This window comes from Blastococcus sp. SYSU DS0552, from assembly GCF_054050815.1.
In genome coordinates, this window is record NZ_JBJHAB010000022.1 from 41,674 (window position 1) to 58,732 (window position 17,059).

16 protein-coding genes are annotated in these 17,059 nt (G+C 74.0%); 13 read left to right on the forward strand and 3 right to left on the reverse strand.

From position 1 onward, the window contains the following. Positions 1-8: 8 nt before the first annotated feature. From ACI8AG_RS18140 to ACI8AG_RS18180, 9 genes are all read left to right on the forward strand, one after another. On the forward strand, positions 9-1,157 hold the full coding sequence (locus ACI8AG_RS18140; protein WP_456589786.1) for a Gfo/Idh/MocA family protein: 1,149 nt from the start codon (positions 9-11) through the stop codon (positions 1,155-1,157). After that, entirely contained in the window at positions 1,154-2,320 is a 1,167-nt protein-coding gene (locus ACI8AG_RS18145) for a dihydrodipicolinate synthase family protein (protein WP_456598116.1), read from the forward strand. Before ACI8AG_RS18140 ends, ACI8AG_RS18145 begins: the two co-directional genes overlap by 4 nt. Continuing rightward, positions 2,317-3,198, forward strand: a complete 882-nt coding sequence (locus ACI8AG_RS18150) for a sugar phosphate isomerase/epimerase family protein (protein ID WP_456598117.1) — start codon at positions 2,317-2,319, stop codon at positions 3,196-3,198. The genes ACI8AG_RS18145 and ACI8AG_RS18150 overlap by 4 nt, the downstream gene beginning before the upstream one ends. Continuing rightward, positions 3,195-4,079 carry an NAD-dependent epimerase/dehydratase family protein gene (locus tag ACI8AG_RS18155; protein WP_456598118.1) on the forward strand — a complete coding sequence of 295 codons (885 nt, stop codon included), beginning with the start codon at positions 3,195-3,197 and terminating at the stop codon, positions 4,077-4,079. The genes ACI8AG_RS18150 and ACI8AG_RS18155 overlap by 4 nt, the downstream gene beginning before the upstream one ends. Beyond that, complete coding sequence (locus tag ACI8AG_RS18160; protein WP_456598119.1) at positions 4,076-5,167, forward strand: mandelate racemase/muconate lactonizing enzyme family protein; 1,092 nt, start codon at positions 4,076-4,078, stop codon at positions 5,165-5,167. The genes ACI8AG_RS18155 and ACI8AG_RS18160 overlap by 4 nt, the downstream gene beginning before the upstream one ends. 134 nt (positions 5,168-5,301) lie before the next feature. After that, positions 5,302-6,414: an ABC transporter ATP-binding protein gene (locus ACI8AG_RS18165; RefSeq protein ID WP_456598120.1), complete on the forward strand. Its 1,113-nt coding sequence runs from the start codon at positions 5,302-5,304 to the stop codon at positions 6,412-6,414. Positions 6,415-6,521: 107 nt separating this feature from the next. Beyond that, on the forward strand, positions 6,522-7,628 hold the full coding sequence (locus ACI8AG_RS18170; protein WP_456598121.1) for a Gfo/Idh/MocA family protein: 1,107 nt from the start codon (positions 6,522-6,524) through the stop codon (positions 7,626-7,628). Then, positions 7,625-8,566 carry a DUF6807 domain-containing protein gene (locus ACI8AG_RS18175; RefSeq protein ID WP_456598122.1) on the forward strand — a complete coding sequence of 314 codons (942 nt, stop codon included), beginning with the start codon at positions 7,625-7,627 and terminating at the stop codon, positions 8,564-8,566. The genes ACI8AG_RS18170 and ACI8AG_RS18175 overlap by 4 nt, the downstream gene beginning before the upstream one ends. Further along, positions 8,563-9,372, forward strand: a complete 810-nt coding sequence (locus ACI8AG_RS18180; protein WP_456598123.1) for a cupin domain-containing protein — start codon at positions 8,563-8,565, stop codon at positions 9,370-9,372. The genes ACI8AG_RS18175 and ACI8AG_RS18180 overlap by 4 nt, the downstream gene beginning before the upstream one ends. Before the next feature lie 349 nt (positions 9,373-9,721). On the opposite strand, the gene ACI8AG_RS18185 is transcribed toward ACI8AG_RS18180, so the two are convergent. Then, positions 9,722-10,273, reverse strand: coding sequence for a DUF421 domain-containing protein (locus ACI8AG_RS18185; protein ID WP_456598124.1), 552 nt, complete (start codon positions 10,271-10,273; stop codon positions 9,722-9,724). Between the two features lie 64 nt (positions 10,274-10,337). After that, positions 10,338-10,754 carry a MarR family winged helix-turn-helix transcriptional regulator gene (locus ACI8AG_RS18190; RefSeq protein ID WP_456598125.1) on the reverse strand — a complete coding sequence of 139 codons (417 nt, stop codon included), beginning with the start codon at positions 10,752-10,754 and terminating at the stop codon, positions 10,338-10,340. An 87-nt stretch (positions 10,755-10,841) separates the two neighbouring features. On the opposite strand from ACI8AG_RS18190, the gene ACI8AG_RS18195 reads away from it, so the two are divergent. Both ACI8AG_RS18195 and ACI8AG_RS18200 read left to right on the forward strand, forming a co-directional pair. Beyond that, positions 10,842-12,692, forward strand: a complete 1,851-nt coding sequence (locus tag ACI8AG_RS18195) for an ABC transporter ATP-binding protein (protein WP_456598126.1) — start codon at positions 10,842-10,844, stop codon at positions 12,690-12,692. Positions 12,693-12,851: 159 nt separating this feature from the next. Further along, positions 12,852-13,934, forward strand: a complete 1,083-nt coding sequence (locus tag ACI8AG_RS18200; RefSeq protein WP_456598127.1) for an alkene reductase — start codon at positions 12,852-12,854, stop codon at positions 13,932-13,934. Positions 13,935-13,972: 38 nt separating this feature from the next. On the opposite strand, the gene ACI8AG_RS18205 is transcribed toward ACI8AG_RS18200, so the two are convergent. Next, the gene (locus ACI8AG_RS18205; protein WP_456598128.1) at positions 13,973-15,181 is read right to left on the reverse strand and encodes a globin domain-containing protein; all 1,209 of its coding nucleotides are present in this window, start codon (positions 15,179-15,181) and stop codon (positions 13,973-13,975) included. A 163-nt stretch (positions 15,182-15,344) separates the two neighbouring features. On the opposite strand from ACI8AG_RS18205, the gene ACI8AG_RS18210 reads away from it, so the two are divergent. Together ACI8AG_RS18210 and ACI8AG_RS18215 are read left to right on the forward strand one after the other, a co-directional pair. Next, positions 15,345-16,253, forward strand: coding sequence for a diguanylate cyclase domain-containing protein (locus ACI8AG_RS18210; RefSeq protein WP_456598129.1), 909 nt, complete (start codon positions 15,345-15,347; stop codon positions 16,251-16,253). Positions 16,254-16,323: 70 nt separating this feature from the next. After that, the gene (locus tag ACI8AG_RS18215) at positions 16,324-16,944 is read left to right on the forward strand and encodes a dihydrofolate reductase family protein (protein ID WP_456598130.1); all 621 of its coding nucleotides are present in this window, start codon (positions 16,324-16,326) and stop codon (positions 16,942-16,944) included. Positions 16,945-17,059: the final 115 nt, after the last annotated feature.

Consider the following 17,059-nt stretch of genomic DNA (forward strand, 5'->3'; position numbering starts at 1 on the left):
CAAGCACCGTGTCCAGCTCGATCGGCATCATCATGAACGGCGTCACCGGCCGGATGGGCTACCGCCAGCACCTGGTCCGGTCCATCCTCGCGATCCGGGACGCCGGCGGCCTGGAGCTCGCCGACGGCCGCCGGGTCGTGCCCGAGCCGATCCTGGTCGGGCGCAACGAGCGCAAGCTGGCCGACCTGGCCGCCCAGCACGGCATCGAGCGGTGGACGACGGACCTGGACGAGGCGCTGCGCGACGACTCCGCGCCGATCTACTTCGACGCGCAGGTCACCCAGGCGCGGGAGAAGTCGATCAAGGCCGCGATCGCCGCCGGCAAGCACGTCTACACCGAGAAGCCGACCGCGGAGTCCCTCGACGGCGCTCTGGAGCTGGCCCGGCTGGCCGCGGAGGCCGGGGTGAAGAACGGGGTGGTCCACGACAAGCTCTACCTGCCGGGCCTGGTGAAGCTGAAGCGGCTGATCGACGGCGGCTTCTTCGGCCGCATCCTGTCGGTGCGCGGCGAGTTCGGCTACTGGGTCTTCGAGGGTGACTGGCAGGAGGCCCAGCGGCCCAGCTGGAACTACCGCAAGGAGGACGGCGGCGGGATCGTCGTCGACATGTTCTGCCACTGGTCCTACGTGCTGGAGAACCTCTTCGGCCGGCCGGAGGCGGTCACCGCCAAGGCGGTCACGCACATCCCGACCCGCATCGACGAGCACGGGCAGGCCTACCCGGCCACCGCCGACGACGCCGCGTACGGGATCTTCGAGCTGCCCGGCGGCGTGATCGCGCAGATCAACTCCTCGTGGGCGGTGCGGGTCTACCGGGACGAGCTGGTCGAGTTCCAGGTCGACGGCACCGAGGGCAGCGCCGTCGCCGGGCTGCGCGAGTGCAAGATCCAGCACCGCGCCACCACGCCCAAGCCGGTGTGGAACCCCGACCTGCCGGTCACCGAGCGGTTCCGCGACCAGTGGCAGGTCGTGCCGGACAACGCCGACCTGGACAACGGCTTCCGGGCGCAGTGGGAGCAGTTCCTCCGCCACGTGCTGGAGGACGCCCCGCACCCCTACGACTTCCTCGCCGGTGCGCGCGGCGTCCAGGTCGCCGAACTGGGGCTGCAGTCCTCCGCCGAGGGGCGCCGCATCGAGATCCCCGAGGTGACGGTGTGAGCGGCCCGACCGTCCTCCTGCCCCGCGCCGACGGCACCGTCGGCGAGCACCGGCTCGGCGAGCCCGGCGCCTTCACCCGCCCCGACGGCCCGCTGACCAGCCGCACCGCCTACGCCGCCGCGCACGTCGTCGCCGACCCGCTCGGCGACAACACCCCGGGTGCGCCGGTGGACGTCGACTGGGACGCGACCCTGGCCTTCCGCCGGCACCTGTGGTCCTACGGCCTGGGCGTCGCCGACGCGATGGACACCGCCCAGCGCGGGATGGGCATGCCTTGGAGCACCACCGCCGAGCTGATCCGCCGCTCGGCCGCCGAGGCGCAGGCCTGCGGCGGGCTCCTGGCCTGCGGGGCGGGCACCGACCAGGCGCCGGCCGAGCTGGCCGGCACCGACGAGGTGCTGGCCGCCTACCTCGAGCAGATCGAGGTGATCGAGGGCGCCGGGGCCAACGTGATCATCATGGCCAGCCGGCAGCTGGCCCGGGTGGCCGGCAGCGCCGAGGACTACGCCAAGGTCTACGGCCGGCTGCTCGAGCAGGTGTCCCGGCCGGTGATCCTGCACTGGCTCGGCCCCATGTTCGACCCGGCGCTGGCCGGCTACTGGGGCTCGGCGCAGCTGGCCGAGGCCACCGACACCGTGCTGCAGGTGATCGCCGACCACAGCGCCAAGGTCGACGGCATCAAGGTCTCGATGCTCGACGAGGCGCACGAGGTGGACATGCGCCGCCGGCTGCCCGACGGCGTCCGGCTCTACACCGGCGACGACTTCAACTACCCGACGCTAGTGCGCGGGGACGGCGAGTCGTACTCGCACGCCCTGCTGGGCATCTTCGACGCGATCGCCCCGGCCGCCTCCACCGCGCTGCAGGCGCTGGACCGCGGCGACCTGGCCACCTACGACCGGCTGCTGGAGCCGACCGTGGCGCTGTCCCGGCACCTGTTCGGCGCGCCCACCTACTACTACAAGACCGGGATCGTCTTCCTCGCCTGGCTGGCCGGTCACCAGCCGGGCTTCCGGATGGTCGGCGGGCTGGAGAGCGCCCGCAGCCCGCAGCACCTGGCCGAGGTGTTCCGGCTGGCCGACGCCGCCGGACTGCTGCCCGACCCGGAGCTCGCCGCTGCCCGGATGCGCACCTACCTGCAGACCGTGGGGGTGGGCCAGTGAGCGCCGACCCGCGGTTGGCGAAGCTGTCGATCAACCACAAGACGGTCGAGGGCTGGCCGATGCCCGACTTCGTCGACGGCGTGGCCGCGGCGGGGCTGTCCGCGCTCGGCACCTGGCGCGAGCCGGTCGCCGAGTTCGGGCTGGAGCGGACGGCGAAGCTGATCCGCGACGCCGGGCTGCGGGTGTCCTCGCACTGCCGCGGCGGTTTCCTGACCGCGACCGACCCGGCCGCCCGGGCCGCGGCCCTCGAGGACAACCGGCGGGCGATCGACGAGGCCGCCGCCCTGGACGCGGGGTCGCTGGTCATGGTGGTCGGCGGGCTGCCGGCCGGATCGCGGGACCTGGTGGGAGCCCGGGAGCGGGTGGCCGATGCGCTGGCCGAGCTCGCGCCGTACGCGGGGGAGCGTGGGGTCCGGCTCTCGCTGGAGGCGCTGCACCCGATGTACTGCGCCGACCGGGCCGTGCTCTCCACCCTCGGTCAGGCTCTCGACCTGGCGGCGCCCTTCCCGTCGGCGCAGGTGGGCGTCGTGGTCGACACCTTCCACCTGTGGTGGGACCCGGACGTCTGGCGGTCGATCGAGCGGGCCGGCGACCGGATCGCCTCCTTCCAGGTCTGCGACTTCCTCATGCCCATCCCGGCCGACGCGCTGATGGCCCGCGGCTACATGGGCGACGGGGTGATCGACTTCCCGCCGTTCGTGGCAGCGGTCGAGGCCACGGGCTGGACCGGGGACGTCGAGGTGGAGATCTTCAACGCCGACGTCTGGGCCCAGCCCAAGGCCGAGGTCGTGGAGACGGTGAAGCAGCGCTACCTGGACGTCGTGGTGCTCGGCGTCGGGGCGGGTGGCGTGGGCGCGGGCAGGGTGGAGTCGGCGTGAGGGTGCTGGTCACCGGGGGTGCCGGCCGGCTGGGCCGCAGCGTCGTCGACGGGCTGGCCGAGGCCGGCCACGAGGTCGTCTCGGTCGACGTCACCGCGGCGCCGTCGGAGAAGGCCGCCGCGACGTTCCCCGCCGACCTGGCCGACCTCGGCCAGGCCTACGGCGTCATGGCCCGCTACCGGCCCGACGCCGTGGTGCACCTGGCGGCCATCGCCGTCCCGTTCAGCCGTCCCGAGTCGGTCATCCACGCGACCAACACCGCGCTGGCCTACAACGTGCTGCAGGCCGCGGTCGACTCCGGCGTCGGCACCGTGGTGACCGCCAGCAGCCCCACGGTCATGGGGTACGGCAGCCCGGCCGGCTGGGCGCCGCGGTACCTGCCGCTGGACGAGGACCACCCGGCGCGGCCGTGGAACGCCTACGGGCTGTCCAAGCTGGCCGCCGAGCAGACCATGCGGATGTTCGCCGCCCAGTACGGCGACCGGGTGCGGCTGGCGGCGTTCCGGCCGTGCTTCGTGATCGCCCCGGAGGAGTGGGCGGGCGCGCCGACCCAGCAGGGGCACACGGTGCGCGAGCGGATCGCCGACCCGCGGCACGGCGCGGTCTCGCTGTTCAACTACGTCGACGCCCGGGACTGCGCGGACTTCCTGGACACGTTGCTGGGCAAGGCCGGTGAGGTGCCCAACGGCGAGGTGTACTTCGTCGGCGCGCGGGACGCGCTGGCCGAGGCGCCGCTGGCCGAGCTGCTGCCCGAGTACTCCGGGGTCGCGCCCGAGCTGGCGGCCGGGCTGACCGGCACCAGCCCGGCGTTCAGCACCGCGAAGGCCGAGCGGCTGCTGGGCTGGACGGCGTCGCGCAGCTGGCGCACGGAGCTGCGATGAGCACGGTCACCCGGCTGTCCAGCCGGCTGTTCCGGCTGCCGCTGTCCCGGCCGTGGGGCGCCGACGTGCCCGCGCTGCACCTGCTGGTCACCGAGCTGGAGACCAGCGACGGGCGCACCGGCACCGGGTTCAGCTGGACGCCGTCGATCGGGGCCCGCGCGCTGCAGGCGCTCGTCGACTCCGACGTCGCCCCGGTGGTCGTCGGCGGGCCGGTGGAGCCCGGCGTGGTCTGGGACCGGCTCTGGTGGCACCTGCACGAGGCCGGCGGTGGCGGCCTGACCACGATGGCGATCGCCGCCGTCGACACCGCGCTGTGGGACCTCGCGGCGAAGGCCGCCGGGCGGAGCCTGGTCGACCACCTGGGCCGCCGGCGGGACTCGGTCGCCGTCTACGGCAGCGGGGTCAACTTCCACTACTCCCTCGAGGAGCTGGTCGCCCAGACCGAGCGCTGGGTCGCCGACGGGTGCACCGCGGTGAAGATCAAGGTGGGTCGGCCGGACCTGGCCGAGGACGTCGAGCGGGTGGCCGCCGTCCGCGCGGTGCTCGGACCGCACCGCCGGCTGATGGTCGACGCAAACCAGCGCTGGGACCTGCCGACGGCGATGCGTGCGGTCCGGGCCATGTCGGCCTTCGACCTGTACTGGGTCGAGGAGCCGCTGGTCGCCGACGACCTGCCCGCGCTGGGCCGGTTGCACGACGCCGGGCTGGGCGTGCCGATCGCGGTGGGGGAGAACGTCTACACCGCGTTCCAGTACCGCGCGCTGCTGGCGTCCGGGGCGGCCGACGTCGTCCAGCCCAACGTCGTGCGGGTGGGGGGCATCACGCCGTTCCTGCGGATCGCCCAGCTGGCGGCTGCGGCGAGCGTGCCAGTGGCGCCCCATCTGCTGCCGGACCTCTCCGGCCAGTTGGCGATGTGCCTGCCGCTGACCACCATGGTCGAGGACGTCGAGGACGCCTCGTTCGCGGCGCTGGGGGCGCTCGCCCGGCCCAGCGGGGTGGCCATCGCCGACGGCGTCCTGCGTGCCGACACCGCCCCCGGGCACGGCCTGGTCTTCGCCACCGACCGGATGGCGGAGCTGACCGGATGAGGATCCTTGACGCCGGAAAGCGCTTGCCCATAGGGTGAGCGGACTCACACCGTGCGGGAGCGCGGCCCCACGCGTTCGCGTCGGGACCGTTCCGCGCCGCCCGTCCCACCCCGTCAGAGCGAGGGAGCTCCCCGATGGCATCGGTCACCTACGACAAGGCGACCCGGCTCTACCCCGGCGGTTCGACGCCGGCGGTCGACCAGCTGGACCTGGCGGTCGAGGACGGCGAGTTCCTCGTGCTGGTCGGCCCGTCGGGCTGCGGGAAGTCGACGTCGCTGCGGATGCTGGCCGGGCTGGAGGAGGTCGACGGCGGCGCGATCCGGATCGGCGACCGCGACGTCACCGACGTGCCGCCCAAGGACCGTGACATCGCGATGGTGTTCCAGAACTACGCGCTGTACCCGCACATGAGCGTGGCCGACAACATGGGCTTCGCCCTGAAGATCGCCGGGATGGGCAAGGATGAGCGGGCCACCCGGGTGCGGGAGGCGGCCAAGCTGCTGGACCTCGAGGACTACCTGGACCGCAAGCCCAAGGCGCTGTCGGGCGGGCAGCGGCAGCGGGTGGCGATGGGGCGGGCGATCGTGCGCCAGCCCCAGGTGTTCCTCATGGACGAGCCGCTGAGCAACCTGGACGCCAAGCTGCGGGTGCAGACCCGCACCCAGATCGCCTCGCTGCAGCGCCGCCTGGGCATCACCACGGTCTACGTCACCCACGACCAGGTCGAGGCCATGACGATGGGCGACCGGGTGGCGGTGCTCAAGGACGGGATCCTGCAGCAGGTCGACAGCCCGCGGGAGATGTACGACCGGCCGGCCAACGTCTTCGTGGCCGGCTTCATCGGCTCCCCGGCGATGAACCTCGCGGAGGTGCCGCTGGTCGAGGGCGGTGCCCGGCTCGGCGAGCTGACCGTTCCGCTGTCCCGCGAGACCGTCGCGGCGGCCGGCTCCGACCGGTCGGTCACCCTGGGCTTCCGTCCCGAGGCGATCGAGGTGGCCCCGCCCGGCGAGGCGGGGTTCCGGGCCTGCGTCGACCTGGTCGAGGAACTCGGCTCGGACGCCTACGTCTACGCATCGCTGCTGGATCGGGAACTCGCCGAGCACCTGCACGGCGGGGACACCGCGCAGATCGTCGCGCGGGTCGATGCCCGGCGGCCGCCGCGGGCCGGTGACGAGGTCCGGTTCGTCATCCGCGGTGGTGAGGAGCACGTGTTCTCCAGCAGCACCGGGGCGCGGCTGTCCCGCTGATCGGCGTCCCCCCGGTCCCACCGTCGGGCGGACGCCTCGCCGGGATGGTGCGACCAGACCGTCGTCCGCGGCTGCCCCCGGCGGCCGACCGCGCAGTGAGGAGTCCTGTGGACCACGCAACCACGCCGGTCCGGGTCGCCGTCGTCGGAGCCGGCGCGATCGCCGATGACCGCCATCTTCCCGCGCTGGCAGACGTGGGGGAGCGGGTCCAGGTCGTCGCGCTCGCCGACGTCGACCTCATCCGTGCCCGCGAGCTCGCCGGGCGCTGGGGCGTCCCCGGTGTCTACGGCGACATCCGGGCGATGCTCGCCGCCGAGTCACCGGACCTGGTCACGCTGTGCACCCCGCCGTCGGCCCACCTCGAGGGCGTCACGGCGTGCCTCGACGCCGGGGCCTGGGTGTGGTGCGAGAAGCCGCCGATGCTCTCCCTCCTCGACCTGGACGCCGTCGCCGAGCGCGAGCAGGAGGGTGGGCCGTACGTCGCCTACGTCTTCCAGCACCGCTTCGGCTCGGGCGCCCAGCAGCTGCGCGAGCAGGTGCGCACCGGTGCGCTCGGGCGCCCGCTCGTCGCCGTCTGCCACACCCTCTGGTATCGCGGCCACGACTACTACGAGGTGCCGTGGCGGGGCCGCTGGGAGACCGAGGGCGGCGGACCGACGATGAGCCACGGCATCCATCAGATGGACCTGCTGCTGTCCGTGCTCGGGAACTGGCGCGAGGTCAGCGCGGTCACCGGAACCCTCGACCGGCGGGTCGAGACCGAGGACGTCGCGATGGCGGTGGTGACCTTCGAGTCCGGCGCCATGGCCTCGATCGTCAACAGCGTGCTCTCCCCGCGGCAGACCAGCTACCTGCGGTTCGACTTCACCGACGCGACCGTCGAGCTGGAGCACCTGTACGGCTACGGGGACGACGACTGGACGTGGACGCCGGCTCCGCACGTCACCGACCGGGAGCGGATCGCCGGCTGGGCCCCCACGGGCGGGGTGGCGAGCGGGCACGTGGCGCAGCTGCGGAGCCTGCTCGACTCCTTCGACCGGCGGGAGCGCCCGCTGGTCAGCGGCCGGCAGGGCCGCGAGACGATGGAACTGGTCACCGGTCTCTACCGCTCCTCGGCGTCCGGGGGCAGCGTCGCCCGGGCCGATCTCGTACCCGGCAGTCCGCACTACGACCGGCTCGGTGGCGACCTGGCGACCACCGGGGGTCAGCGGTGAGCGCCGTGCTCCGGGTCGTCCACGAGCACGGCCGCCGCGTGGTCGTCGCCGTCGAGGGCGACGGCGTCGGCGTCGGCGAGGGTGCCGGGCGGGTCGAGATCGCGTCGTACGACTACGACCCCCAGGTGCCGGACTTCGAGTCCCGGAAGCCCTACCTGCACCCCCTGCGAACTCTCTCCGGCGGGCTGGTGTCGGCCTATCGACCGAACGACCACCGCTGGCACAAGGGCCTGCAGATGACCGTGTCCCACCTGTCGGACCAGAACTTCTGGGGCGGTTACAGCTACCGCCACGGGCAAGGCTACGTCCCCGTCGACAACATCGGCCGCATGCGGCACGACCGCTTCGCCGAGTTCGCCGTGGCCGACCACGAGGTCCGCCTGGTCGAGGAGCTCACCTGGGTGACCGCCGCCGGTGAGGACTGGGTCACCGAGCGGCGCGAGTTGCGCTGGCACGGGGTCGACGTCGAGCGGGGCACCTGGGCGCTGGACTTCGGCACCGAGCTCTGCAACGTCCGCGGCCGGGACCTGCACGTCGGCAGCCCGACCACGCACGGACGCCCCGACGCCGGCTACACCGGGTTCTTCTGGCGGGGACCGCGCGGCTTCACCGGGGGAGAGGTGCTCGTCGCCGACGAGGACGCCGCACCGGAGCCGATGGGCGCCACCTCGCCGTGGCTGGCCTACACGGGTCTGCACGACGAGGTCGACGGCGGCGCGACCCTCCTCTTCATGGCCGGGACCAGTTCCGCGGCGGTGCCGTTGCGCTGGTTCGTCCGCCGTGAGCCGTTCCCCGCGGTGAACCCCTCACCGGCTTTCTCCGAGGAGGTGACGCTCGCGCCGGGGGACGCCCTCACCCTGCGGCACCGGGTGGTGGTCGTCGACCGGCCCTGGACCCGCAGCGACGTGGCGGCCCACGTGGCCGAGCACCCGCTGTGACGGCCGCCCGGCACCCCGCGGCGGGCGCCCCGCCGGCGCCGTTGCCGGGGGCGGTCGGCCTCAGCGGCCTGGACGTCTACCCGTGGGGTACCCACGACGGCCTGCACGGGGGTTCCCCGCACCTGCACCTGTGCTGCTCGGAGGCCTACGTGGTCGTCGGCGGCCGGGGGCGGCTGCAGACGCTCACGATGGAGGGCGGCGCCGGGGAGGTGCCCCTCGTCGCCGGCGACGTCGTGTGGTTCACGCCCGGGACCATCCATCGGGCCGTGAACGACGAGGAGCTGCGGGTCGTCGTCGTCATGGAGAACAGCGGCCTGCCGGAGGCCGGCGACGCCGTGCTGACCGTGCCGGGGGAGTACCTGCGCGACCCGGACGCGTACGCGGCCGCGACGTCCCTGACGGGTCCTGACGGGCGCCCCACCCCCGAGCGGGCCCGTGCCCGTCGCGATCTGGCCGTCGAGGGGTTCCTCCAGCTGCGACGACGCACCGAGGCCGGGGACCGGGGGGCGCTGGCCGCCTTCCACGCGGCCGCTGCCGCCCTCGTCCGGTCTCGCGTACCGGACTGGCGGGAGCGCTGGCGGGCGGGTGCGCTGGCGGCGGCGCAGCGCACCGGCGACCGGCTGGACGCCCTCCAGCTGGGCAAGGCCGACCACCTGCGCGCCGCTGGTGTGCACCACCTGTCCCGGCGGTCCGACCCGGTGCTCGGCATGTGCGGTTTCCTCTCGCCCTACCTGCCCGAGCGCGAGGCGTCGGCCCCCCCGTTCCCGGAAGCACCCGGCGACGAGCAGCGCCGCCCCGGCGCGTGAGGCCGGGGGGCGCCACCGCCGGCCGCCCGCATCGCGGCGCTGCCCGCGCCGACCGGTCCCCGGTCGAGGAACCCGACGACGGACCGTAGCCATCCGTCGCCATCGGCCGTGACGGCGTCGCACCCGGCCACCGGGGCCGGCGCACTCTCCGGGGCGCAGGCGCGGACGTCGTCGTCGGGAACCCGCTCGGCGTGCAGTGGGCGTCCGGTGGCAGCACCGCTCATGCCGGCGAGGAGGTCCGGTCGGCCATCCGCACCGGCGGGGAGGCCGTGACCTCCAGCAGCACCGGTCAGCGGCGCTCCCGCTGACCCGGGCGGCGCGTCCTCCGCGGACGGGGGCGCCCGGTGGCTCAGGCGGGACGGCCGGGGCCGGCGGCGGGGACCAGCCGGGCGGCGTCCGGCACGTCGGAGAAGAGCCACGGGTCCAGCGGCTCGGACTGCCGGATGACGCTCACCGCCCCGGTGCGCTCGAGGACGACGCAGCGCACCTCCGCGAGGTTCCGGATGCCGGCCAGCCGCAGCTTCTGCCGCAGTTCGTCCTCGGCGACGTGCGCGGCGCGCAGGTTCTCGCGCAGCGGAGTCGCGCCGGCCATGAGCAGCACCGGGGGGCGGTTCATCAGCCGGTCGGCCCACCGGCTGCGCCGCAGCCGGGCCAGCGCCGTCTGGGTTCCGAAGAGGGTGACCATGGCGAGGGCACCTGTGGCCAGGGTGGGGTCGAGCAGCAGCACCGTGCGGCCGATGACGGCGCCGAGTGCGATCGCGCAGCCGAGGTCGAAGCTGGACATGGTGGCGAGGCTGCGCTGTCCGACGAGCCGGACGCAGAGGATCAGCAGCAGGTACATGGCCACGGTGGAGAGCACGACGAGCCCCGCCCGCTCCCAGTCGATCCCCAGCTGATCCATCTTCGGGCCTCCCCGGACGGCGACGGTCGTGCCGCCCATTCTCGGGGGCTGCCGGCCCGGGGCGTCAGTCGGTGAGGACGTGCAGGATCCGGGCGAGGGTGGCGCGGTCCTCGGGGCCGAGGCGGGCGAACAGCTCGGCGGAGTCGGCGGCCCGAGCGCGCCCCACCTCCCGCCGGACCCGCCGGCCCTCGTCGGTGGGGCGGACGATCACCGCCCGCCGGTCGCCCGGGTCGGGGCTGCGCTCGACGAGGCCGCGTTCCTGCAGGCCGTCGGCCACCTCGGTCGCCGATCGGGGTGCGATGTGCAGCGCCTCGGCCAGGTCGGAGAGCCGGACTCCGTCCCGCTCGCAGACCACCCGCAGGGCCCGAGCCTGGTGCGGGGAGAGGTCCCAGGGCGCGAGGGCCTCGCGCCAGCGACGGCGCTGCGTGCGCGCCACCCGCATCAGCAGGTCGCCCAGCTCGCCGGTCCCGTCCTCCGTCACGGGGGAATGGTAGCGAGCATCCGGAGGTTCCCGGACAGTGAGGTAACCTCAGCAACCGAGGGCGGGGGTGGCGACATCAGCGAGACGATGACGGGTGGCGGCCGCGGCGGTGGCCGGGGTGGTGGCGGCGGCGAGAACGTCGGCCGCAAGCCAGATCCGGCCGACCTCGCCCAGCTCGAGCGGTCCCCGGTCCGCTGGAACCGGGTCGCCGGGCTGTTCCGGCCCTACCGCTGGCAGCTGGGGGTCGTGGTGGCGCTGATCGTGGCGTCGTCCGCCGTCGCGCTGGCCACCCCGTTCCTCATCCGCCTGGTCATCGACGAGGCGATCCCCGGGCAGGACGTCCCCCTGCTGCTGTGGGCCGTCGCCGGGATGATCGCCGTCACCGTGGTCACGGCGATCTTCGGCGTGGTGCAGACCTGGCTGTCCACGACCGTCGGCCAGCGGGTCATGCACGGCCTCCGGACGGCCGTCTTCACCCACCTGCAGCGCCAGTCGCTGGGCTTCTTCACGCGCACCAAGGGTGGCGAGGTGCAGTCGCGGCTGATGAACGACGTCGGCAGCATGCAGTCGGTGGTCACCTCGACCGCCACCTCGTTCGCCGCGAACGCCACCACGGTCGTCGGCACGGTCGCGGCCATGGTGGTGCTCAGCTGGCGGTTGTCGCTGCTGTCGCTGGTCGTGCTCCCGCCGGCCGTCTGGCTGACCCGCCGGGTCGCCCGCATGCGCCGGACCATCACCGCCCAGCGGCAACGGCACCTGGCCGACCTGCACTCCCAGGTCGAGGAGGGGCTGAGCGTCAGCGGCGTCCTGCTGGGCAAGACGCTGGGCGCGGGCCCGGCGCAGTCGCGGCGGTTCGCCGGCACGTCGGAGTTCCTGGTCGACCTCGAGGTGCGCTCGCAGCTGGCCGGCCGCTGGCGGATGGCCACCATGAGCATCGTCTTCGCCGGCATCCCTGCGCTGATCTACCTGGCCGCCGGGCTGCCGGCGACGTCGGGCGGGATGACCATCGGCACCCTCGTCGCCTTCACCACGCTGCAGGGTGCGCTGTTCCGGCCGCTGATGCAGCTGCTGGACATCGGTGTCTCGCTGACCGCCTCCATGGCGCTGTTCAGCCGGGTGTTCGAGTACCTCGACCTGCCCGTCGACATCGACGACCCCGCCGACCCGGTCGCCGTCGACGCCGCCTCCGTCCGCGGCGATGTGCGGTTCGAGCACGTCGGCTTCCGCTACCCCGACGGCGTCCGCGCCGCGCTCACCGACGTCGACGTGACGGTTCCCGCCGGCTCGACCCTGGCGCTGGTGGGCGAGACCGGGTCGGGCAAGAGCACGCTGGCCTCGCTGGTGGCCCGGCTGAACGACCCCACGACCGGGCGGGTGCTGATCGACGGCGTCGACGTCCGCGACCTGCGGCTGGCCGACCTCGCGCGGATCGTCGGCGTCGTCAGCCAGGAGACCTACCTGCTGCACGGCACCGTGCGGGAGAACCTGCTGCACGCCCGGCCCGAGGCCACCGACGCCGAGCTCGTCGACGCCGCCCGCCGCGCGCAGGTGCACGAGGTCGTCGCCGCGCTGCCCGACGGCTACGACACGGTGGTCGGCGCGCGCGGGCACCGGTTCTCCGGCGGGGAGAAGCAGCGGCTGGCGATCGCCCGCACGCTGCTGCGCGACCCGCGGGTGCTGGTGCTCGACGAGGCGACCAGCGCCCTGGACAACGAGACGGAGCGGGCGGTGCAGGCGGCGCTCGACGAGGCCAGCCGCGGGCGGACGACGATCACCATCGCGCACCGGCTCTCCACCGTGCGCGACGCCGACCGGATCGTCGTCCTGGACGCCGGCCGGGTCGCCGAGCAGGGCACCCACGAGGAGCTCCTCGCCCTCGGCGGCCGGTACGCCCGGCTGGCCGGGATCGCGCAGCGGGACACCGTCCTCGCCGGGTGACCGGCTCAGGTCCCCCGCTCCTCCTCGTCGCGCGGCCGCCGTCCTCGCGGTGCACCACGAGGACGGCGGTCACACCGCGAGGGCGGCGAAGCCCGAGCACCGCGGCGGAGTGACGCACGCCCCGGAATCGGTCGGTCACCGCCGGCGGTTGCGCCGGTCATGGACCTGTTCTCCCCCGTGCGGCTCGGCGACCTCGAGCTGGCCAACCGCGTCGTCATGGCACCGCTCACCCGGATGCGCTCCGGCCGCGCCGCGATCCCCCGCGACGTCGTCGTCGAGCACTACGAGCAGCGCGCCGGCGTGGGCCTGATCATCACCGAGGGGACCTTCCCCAACGACGAGTCGCGCGCGTTCGCCGGACAGCCGGGCATCGTCACCGACGAGCAGGCCGACGGCTGGCGGCGCGTCGCCGACGCCGTCCACGCCCGCGGCGGCCGCATCGTCCTGCAGGTCATGCACGGCGGCCGGGTCTCCCACCCGGAGCTGACCGGCACCCGCGTCGTCGCCCCCAGCGCGATCGCCATCGAGGGCGAGGTGCACGTCGGTGGCGGGGTCAAGAAGCCCTTCCCGGTGCCGCACGCGCTCACCACCGAGGAGGTGCGCGCCACGATCGCCGACTTCGTCGCCGCCTCGCGCCGCGCCGTCGACGCCGGCCTGGACGGCGTGGAGCTGCACGCGGCCAACGGCTACCTGCTGCACGAGTTCCTGTCGCCGGCGTCCAACCGGCGCGAGGACGCCTACGGTGGCAGCCCCGAGAAGCGTGCCCGCTTCGTGCACGAGGTCGCCGCCGCGGTCGCCGAGGAGGTCGGCGCGGGGCGGGTCGGCCTGCGCATCTCCCCCGAGCACAACATCCAGGACGCCCTGGAGACCGACCGCGCCGACGTGCTCGCCACCTACGGCGCGCTGGTCGACGGACTGCGCCCGCTGGGCCTCGCCTACCTCAGCGTGCTGCACGTCGAGCCCGCCGGTGACCTCGTGCAGGAGCTGCGCCGCCGTTTCGGTGGGCCGCTGATCGCCAACAGCGGCTTCGGCACGGTGACCACCCGCGCGGAGGCCGTGCGGCTGATCGAGGAGGCGCACGCCGAGGCCGTCGCCGTCGGCCGGCCGGTGCTCGCCAACCCCGACCTGGTCGAGCGCTGGGCCGGTGAGCACCCGGAGAACCAGGCCGACCCGCGCACCTTCTACACCTCCGGGCCGGAGGGGTACACCGACTACCCGGCGCTGGCCGCCGCGGGGCGCTGAGCACCGGGCCGGGCGGCGCGCCGCCCGGCCCGTGCCCCTCAGTCCAGGTCGGCCTGCCACAGGTCGGGGCCGAACACCTCGTACTGGATGTCCTGCGCCGGGATGTCGCGGTCGAGGAGCGTGCTCCGCACGGCCTGCATGAACGGCAGCGGTCCGCACAGGTAGTAGACGGCGCCCCACGGCAGGTCGACCTGCGACAGGTCCATCTGCCCGGCGTGCACGCCGTCGACCGGCAGCGAGCACTCGGCGCCCCGCTCGAACCAGACGTGGGCCGAGGCGTTGGGCAGCGTCGCCACGTCGCCGAGCACCTGCTGCCGCAGCGCCCAGGAGGCCTCGTCCACGTCGGCGTGCCACAGCCGGACGTCCAGGCCGGAGCCGGCGTGGGCCAGGTGCGAGAGCATCCCGGCCATCGGGGTGATGCCGATGCCGGCGCTGACGAAGACCACCGGCCGCCCGGAGTCGTCGAGGACGACGTCGCCGAACGGCACCGACAGCTCCAGCCGGTCGCCCACGCCGATCGAGTCGTGCAGCAGGTTGGAGACCTCGCCGTCGGGCTTGTCGCCGCCGTGCACCCGCTTGACGGAGAACTGGCGGTGCTCGCCGTCGTCGGCGCGGGTCAGGCTGTACTGCCGGGGCTGGCGGACGCCGTCGGGCATGACCGGCCGCACCGTCACGTACTGGCCCGGCAGGGAGCTCTTCACCAGCCGGTCGTCGACCCGCCGCACCCGGAAGGTGACGACGTCGTCGGTCTCGCGGGCCTTCTCCGCGACCTCCCACTGCCGCCAGACGGTCTCCGGCCGCACCCCGCGGGCGCTGTAGAGGCCGCGCTCCTGGTTGATCAGCGCGTTGGCCATCAGCCAGTAGACCTCGTCCCAGGCGGCGGCCACCTCGGGCGTGACGGCGTCGCCCAGGACATCGGCGATGGCCCAGAAGAGGTGGTCGTGCACCACCTGGTACTGCTCGGGCTTGATCCCCAGCGAGGTGTGCTTGTGCGCGATCCGGCTCATCAGGTGCTCGGGGAGCCGGTCGGGGTGGTTCACCAGCGCGCTGGCGAACACCGCGACGGAGCCGGCCAGCGCGACCTGCTGGGTGCCCTCGGCCTGGTTGCCGCGGTTGAACGTGCCGTCGAACAGCTCCGGGTGCTCTCCGAACAAGTGCGCGTAGAACTGGCGCGCGATCTCCTGGATGTTCTCCGCGACGGCCGGCAGCGTGGCCTGGACGACGGGTGCGGACCTGTCGGACAGCATGCGGACTTCCTTCCCCCTGGGTTCTGCGGTTGCGCGGCCCACGTTAGGCAACACGGGGTGTCGGGGCAGGTCCGGAACGGGACCGGAGGGGTCCCTCGCGCCGTATGGTCACCGCCCCGGGCGCGGAACCAGCTCGTCCGATGAGTGGCAGGAGCGCGTACGGATGTCGGCGCAGGAGGGCTCGGCTCCGCTGGTCGGTGCGAGCCCGGCTGCGTCGGAGACCCGGTTGGCGCACGCGTTCGTGCAGGCGGTCGACGCGCTGCTGTGCATCGTCGACGGCGAGGGCCGCATCCTGCTCTCCAACCCCGCGCTGCAGCGCTTCACCGGCCGCACGGGTGAGGACCTGGTGGGGCGCCGGTTCTGGGACGTGTGGGTCATCCCCGACGACGTGCCGCACGCCGAGGAGGCCGTGCGGCTGGCGATGGCCAGCGGGAAGGCCCGCCCGCAGGAGGCCGACTGGATCGATGCCCGGGGCGGTCTGCGGCGGGTGACCATGCGCAACACCGTCCTCCTGGACGACGAGGGGCAGCCCTACGGGATCGCCTGCGTCGGGCTCGACGTCACCGAGGAGCGGGCCCGGGAGGCGCGGTTGCACGAGCAGACCCGCACCGACCTGCTCACCGGCGTGGCCAACCGCGGGGCGCTGTTCGACGTGCTGGGCCTGCGGCTGAAGACGGGCGGGTGCGGGCTGCTCTTCTGCGACCTCGACGACTTCAAGACGGTCAATGACGAGTACGGGCACGGCGTGGGCGACCAGTTGCTCGTCGAGGCGGCGACGCGGCTGGTCGAGGTGGCCGGCGCCGAGCACCTGGTGGCGCGCTTCGGTGGCGACGAGTTCGTGATCGTGTGCCCGGTCGGCAACGAGGCGACGCTGGCCGACCTGGCGCGTCGCGTGGTCATCCGGCTGGGTGCGCCCTTTCCCGGCCCGGACGGGCCACTGCGGATCGGGGTGAGCGTCGGGGCGGCGATCGGGCGCCCGGGGGAGCCGGCCGACGACGTCGTCGCCCGCGCCGACCGCGCCATGTACGGCGCGAAGAGCTCGCAGCGGCGACGGGCGCCGCGGCAGTGGTGAGCCGGTGGCGATGAGTTCCGCGGGCGGCGGGTGTCCAACCCGCGAACCCACTCACGCAAGGAGGTACCCCATGCGCCCGCTCGTCGTCACCACGTTCCTGACCCTCGACGGGGTCATGCAGGCACCCGGAGGGCCGGGGGAGGACCCGTCGGGGGGCTTCCGCCACGGCGGCTGGCTCGTGCCGTTCTTCGACGAGGACATGGGCGCCCAGATGGAGGCGTGGTTCGCCCCGGCCGAGGACTTCCTCCTGGGCCGTGGCACCTACGAGATCTTCGCCGCGCACTGGCCGACGGTGCCCACGGAAGGCGACCCGGTCGGCACGGCGCTCAACACGAAGACCAAGCACGTGGCGTCGCGGACCTTGACCTCGCTGGACTGGGACACCGCGCGGTTGCTCGACGGCGATGTGCCGTCGGCCGTGCGGGATCTCAAGGACCGGGACGGCGGTGAGCTACAGGTGCACGGCTCGGCGGGGCTGGTGCACACGCTGTTGCAGGAGGACCTCGTGGACGAGCTCCGGCTGATCACGTTCCCGGTCGTGGTCGGTGGGGGCAAGCGGCTGTTCCCGGGTGGTGCCGCGCCGCGCACCTGGCGGCTGGTGTCGTCGACGGTGACGACGACCGGCGCCGTGATGGCCGCCTACCGGCGGGTGGGCGAACTGGCGACCGGGGACCTGACGCTGCCGGAGTGAGCGGACGGCGGTGGGTTTCCCGTGGAACCCACCGCCGGGCCCGCTCAGGGCCACGAGCCCGCGGGTGTGGTGCGGGCGAGCTAGGGGGGGGGCAGGGGGGTGTTCGGGCCGGGGC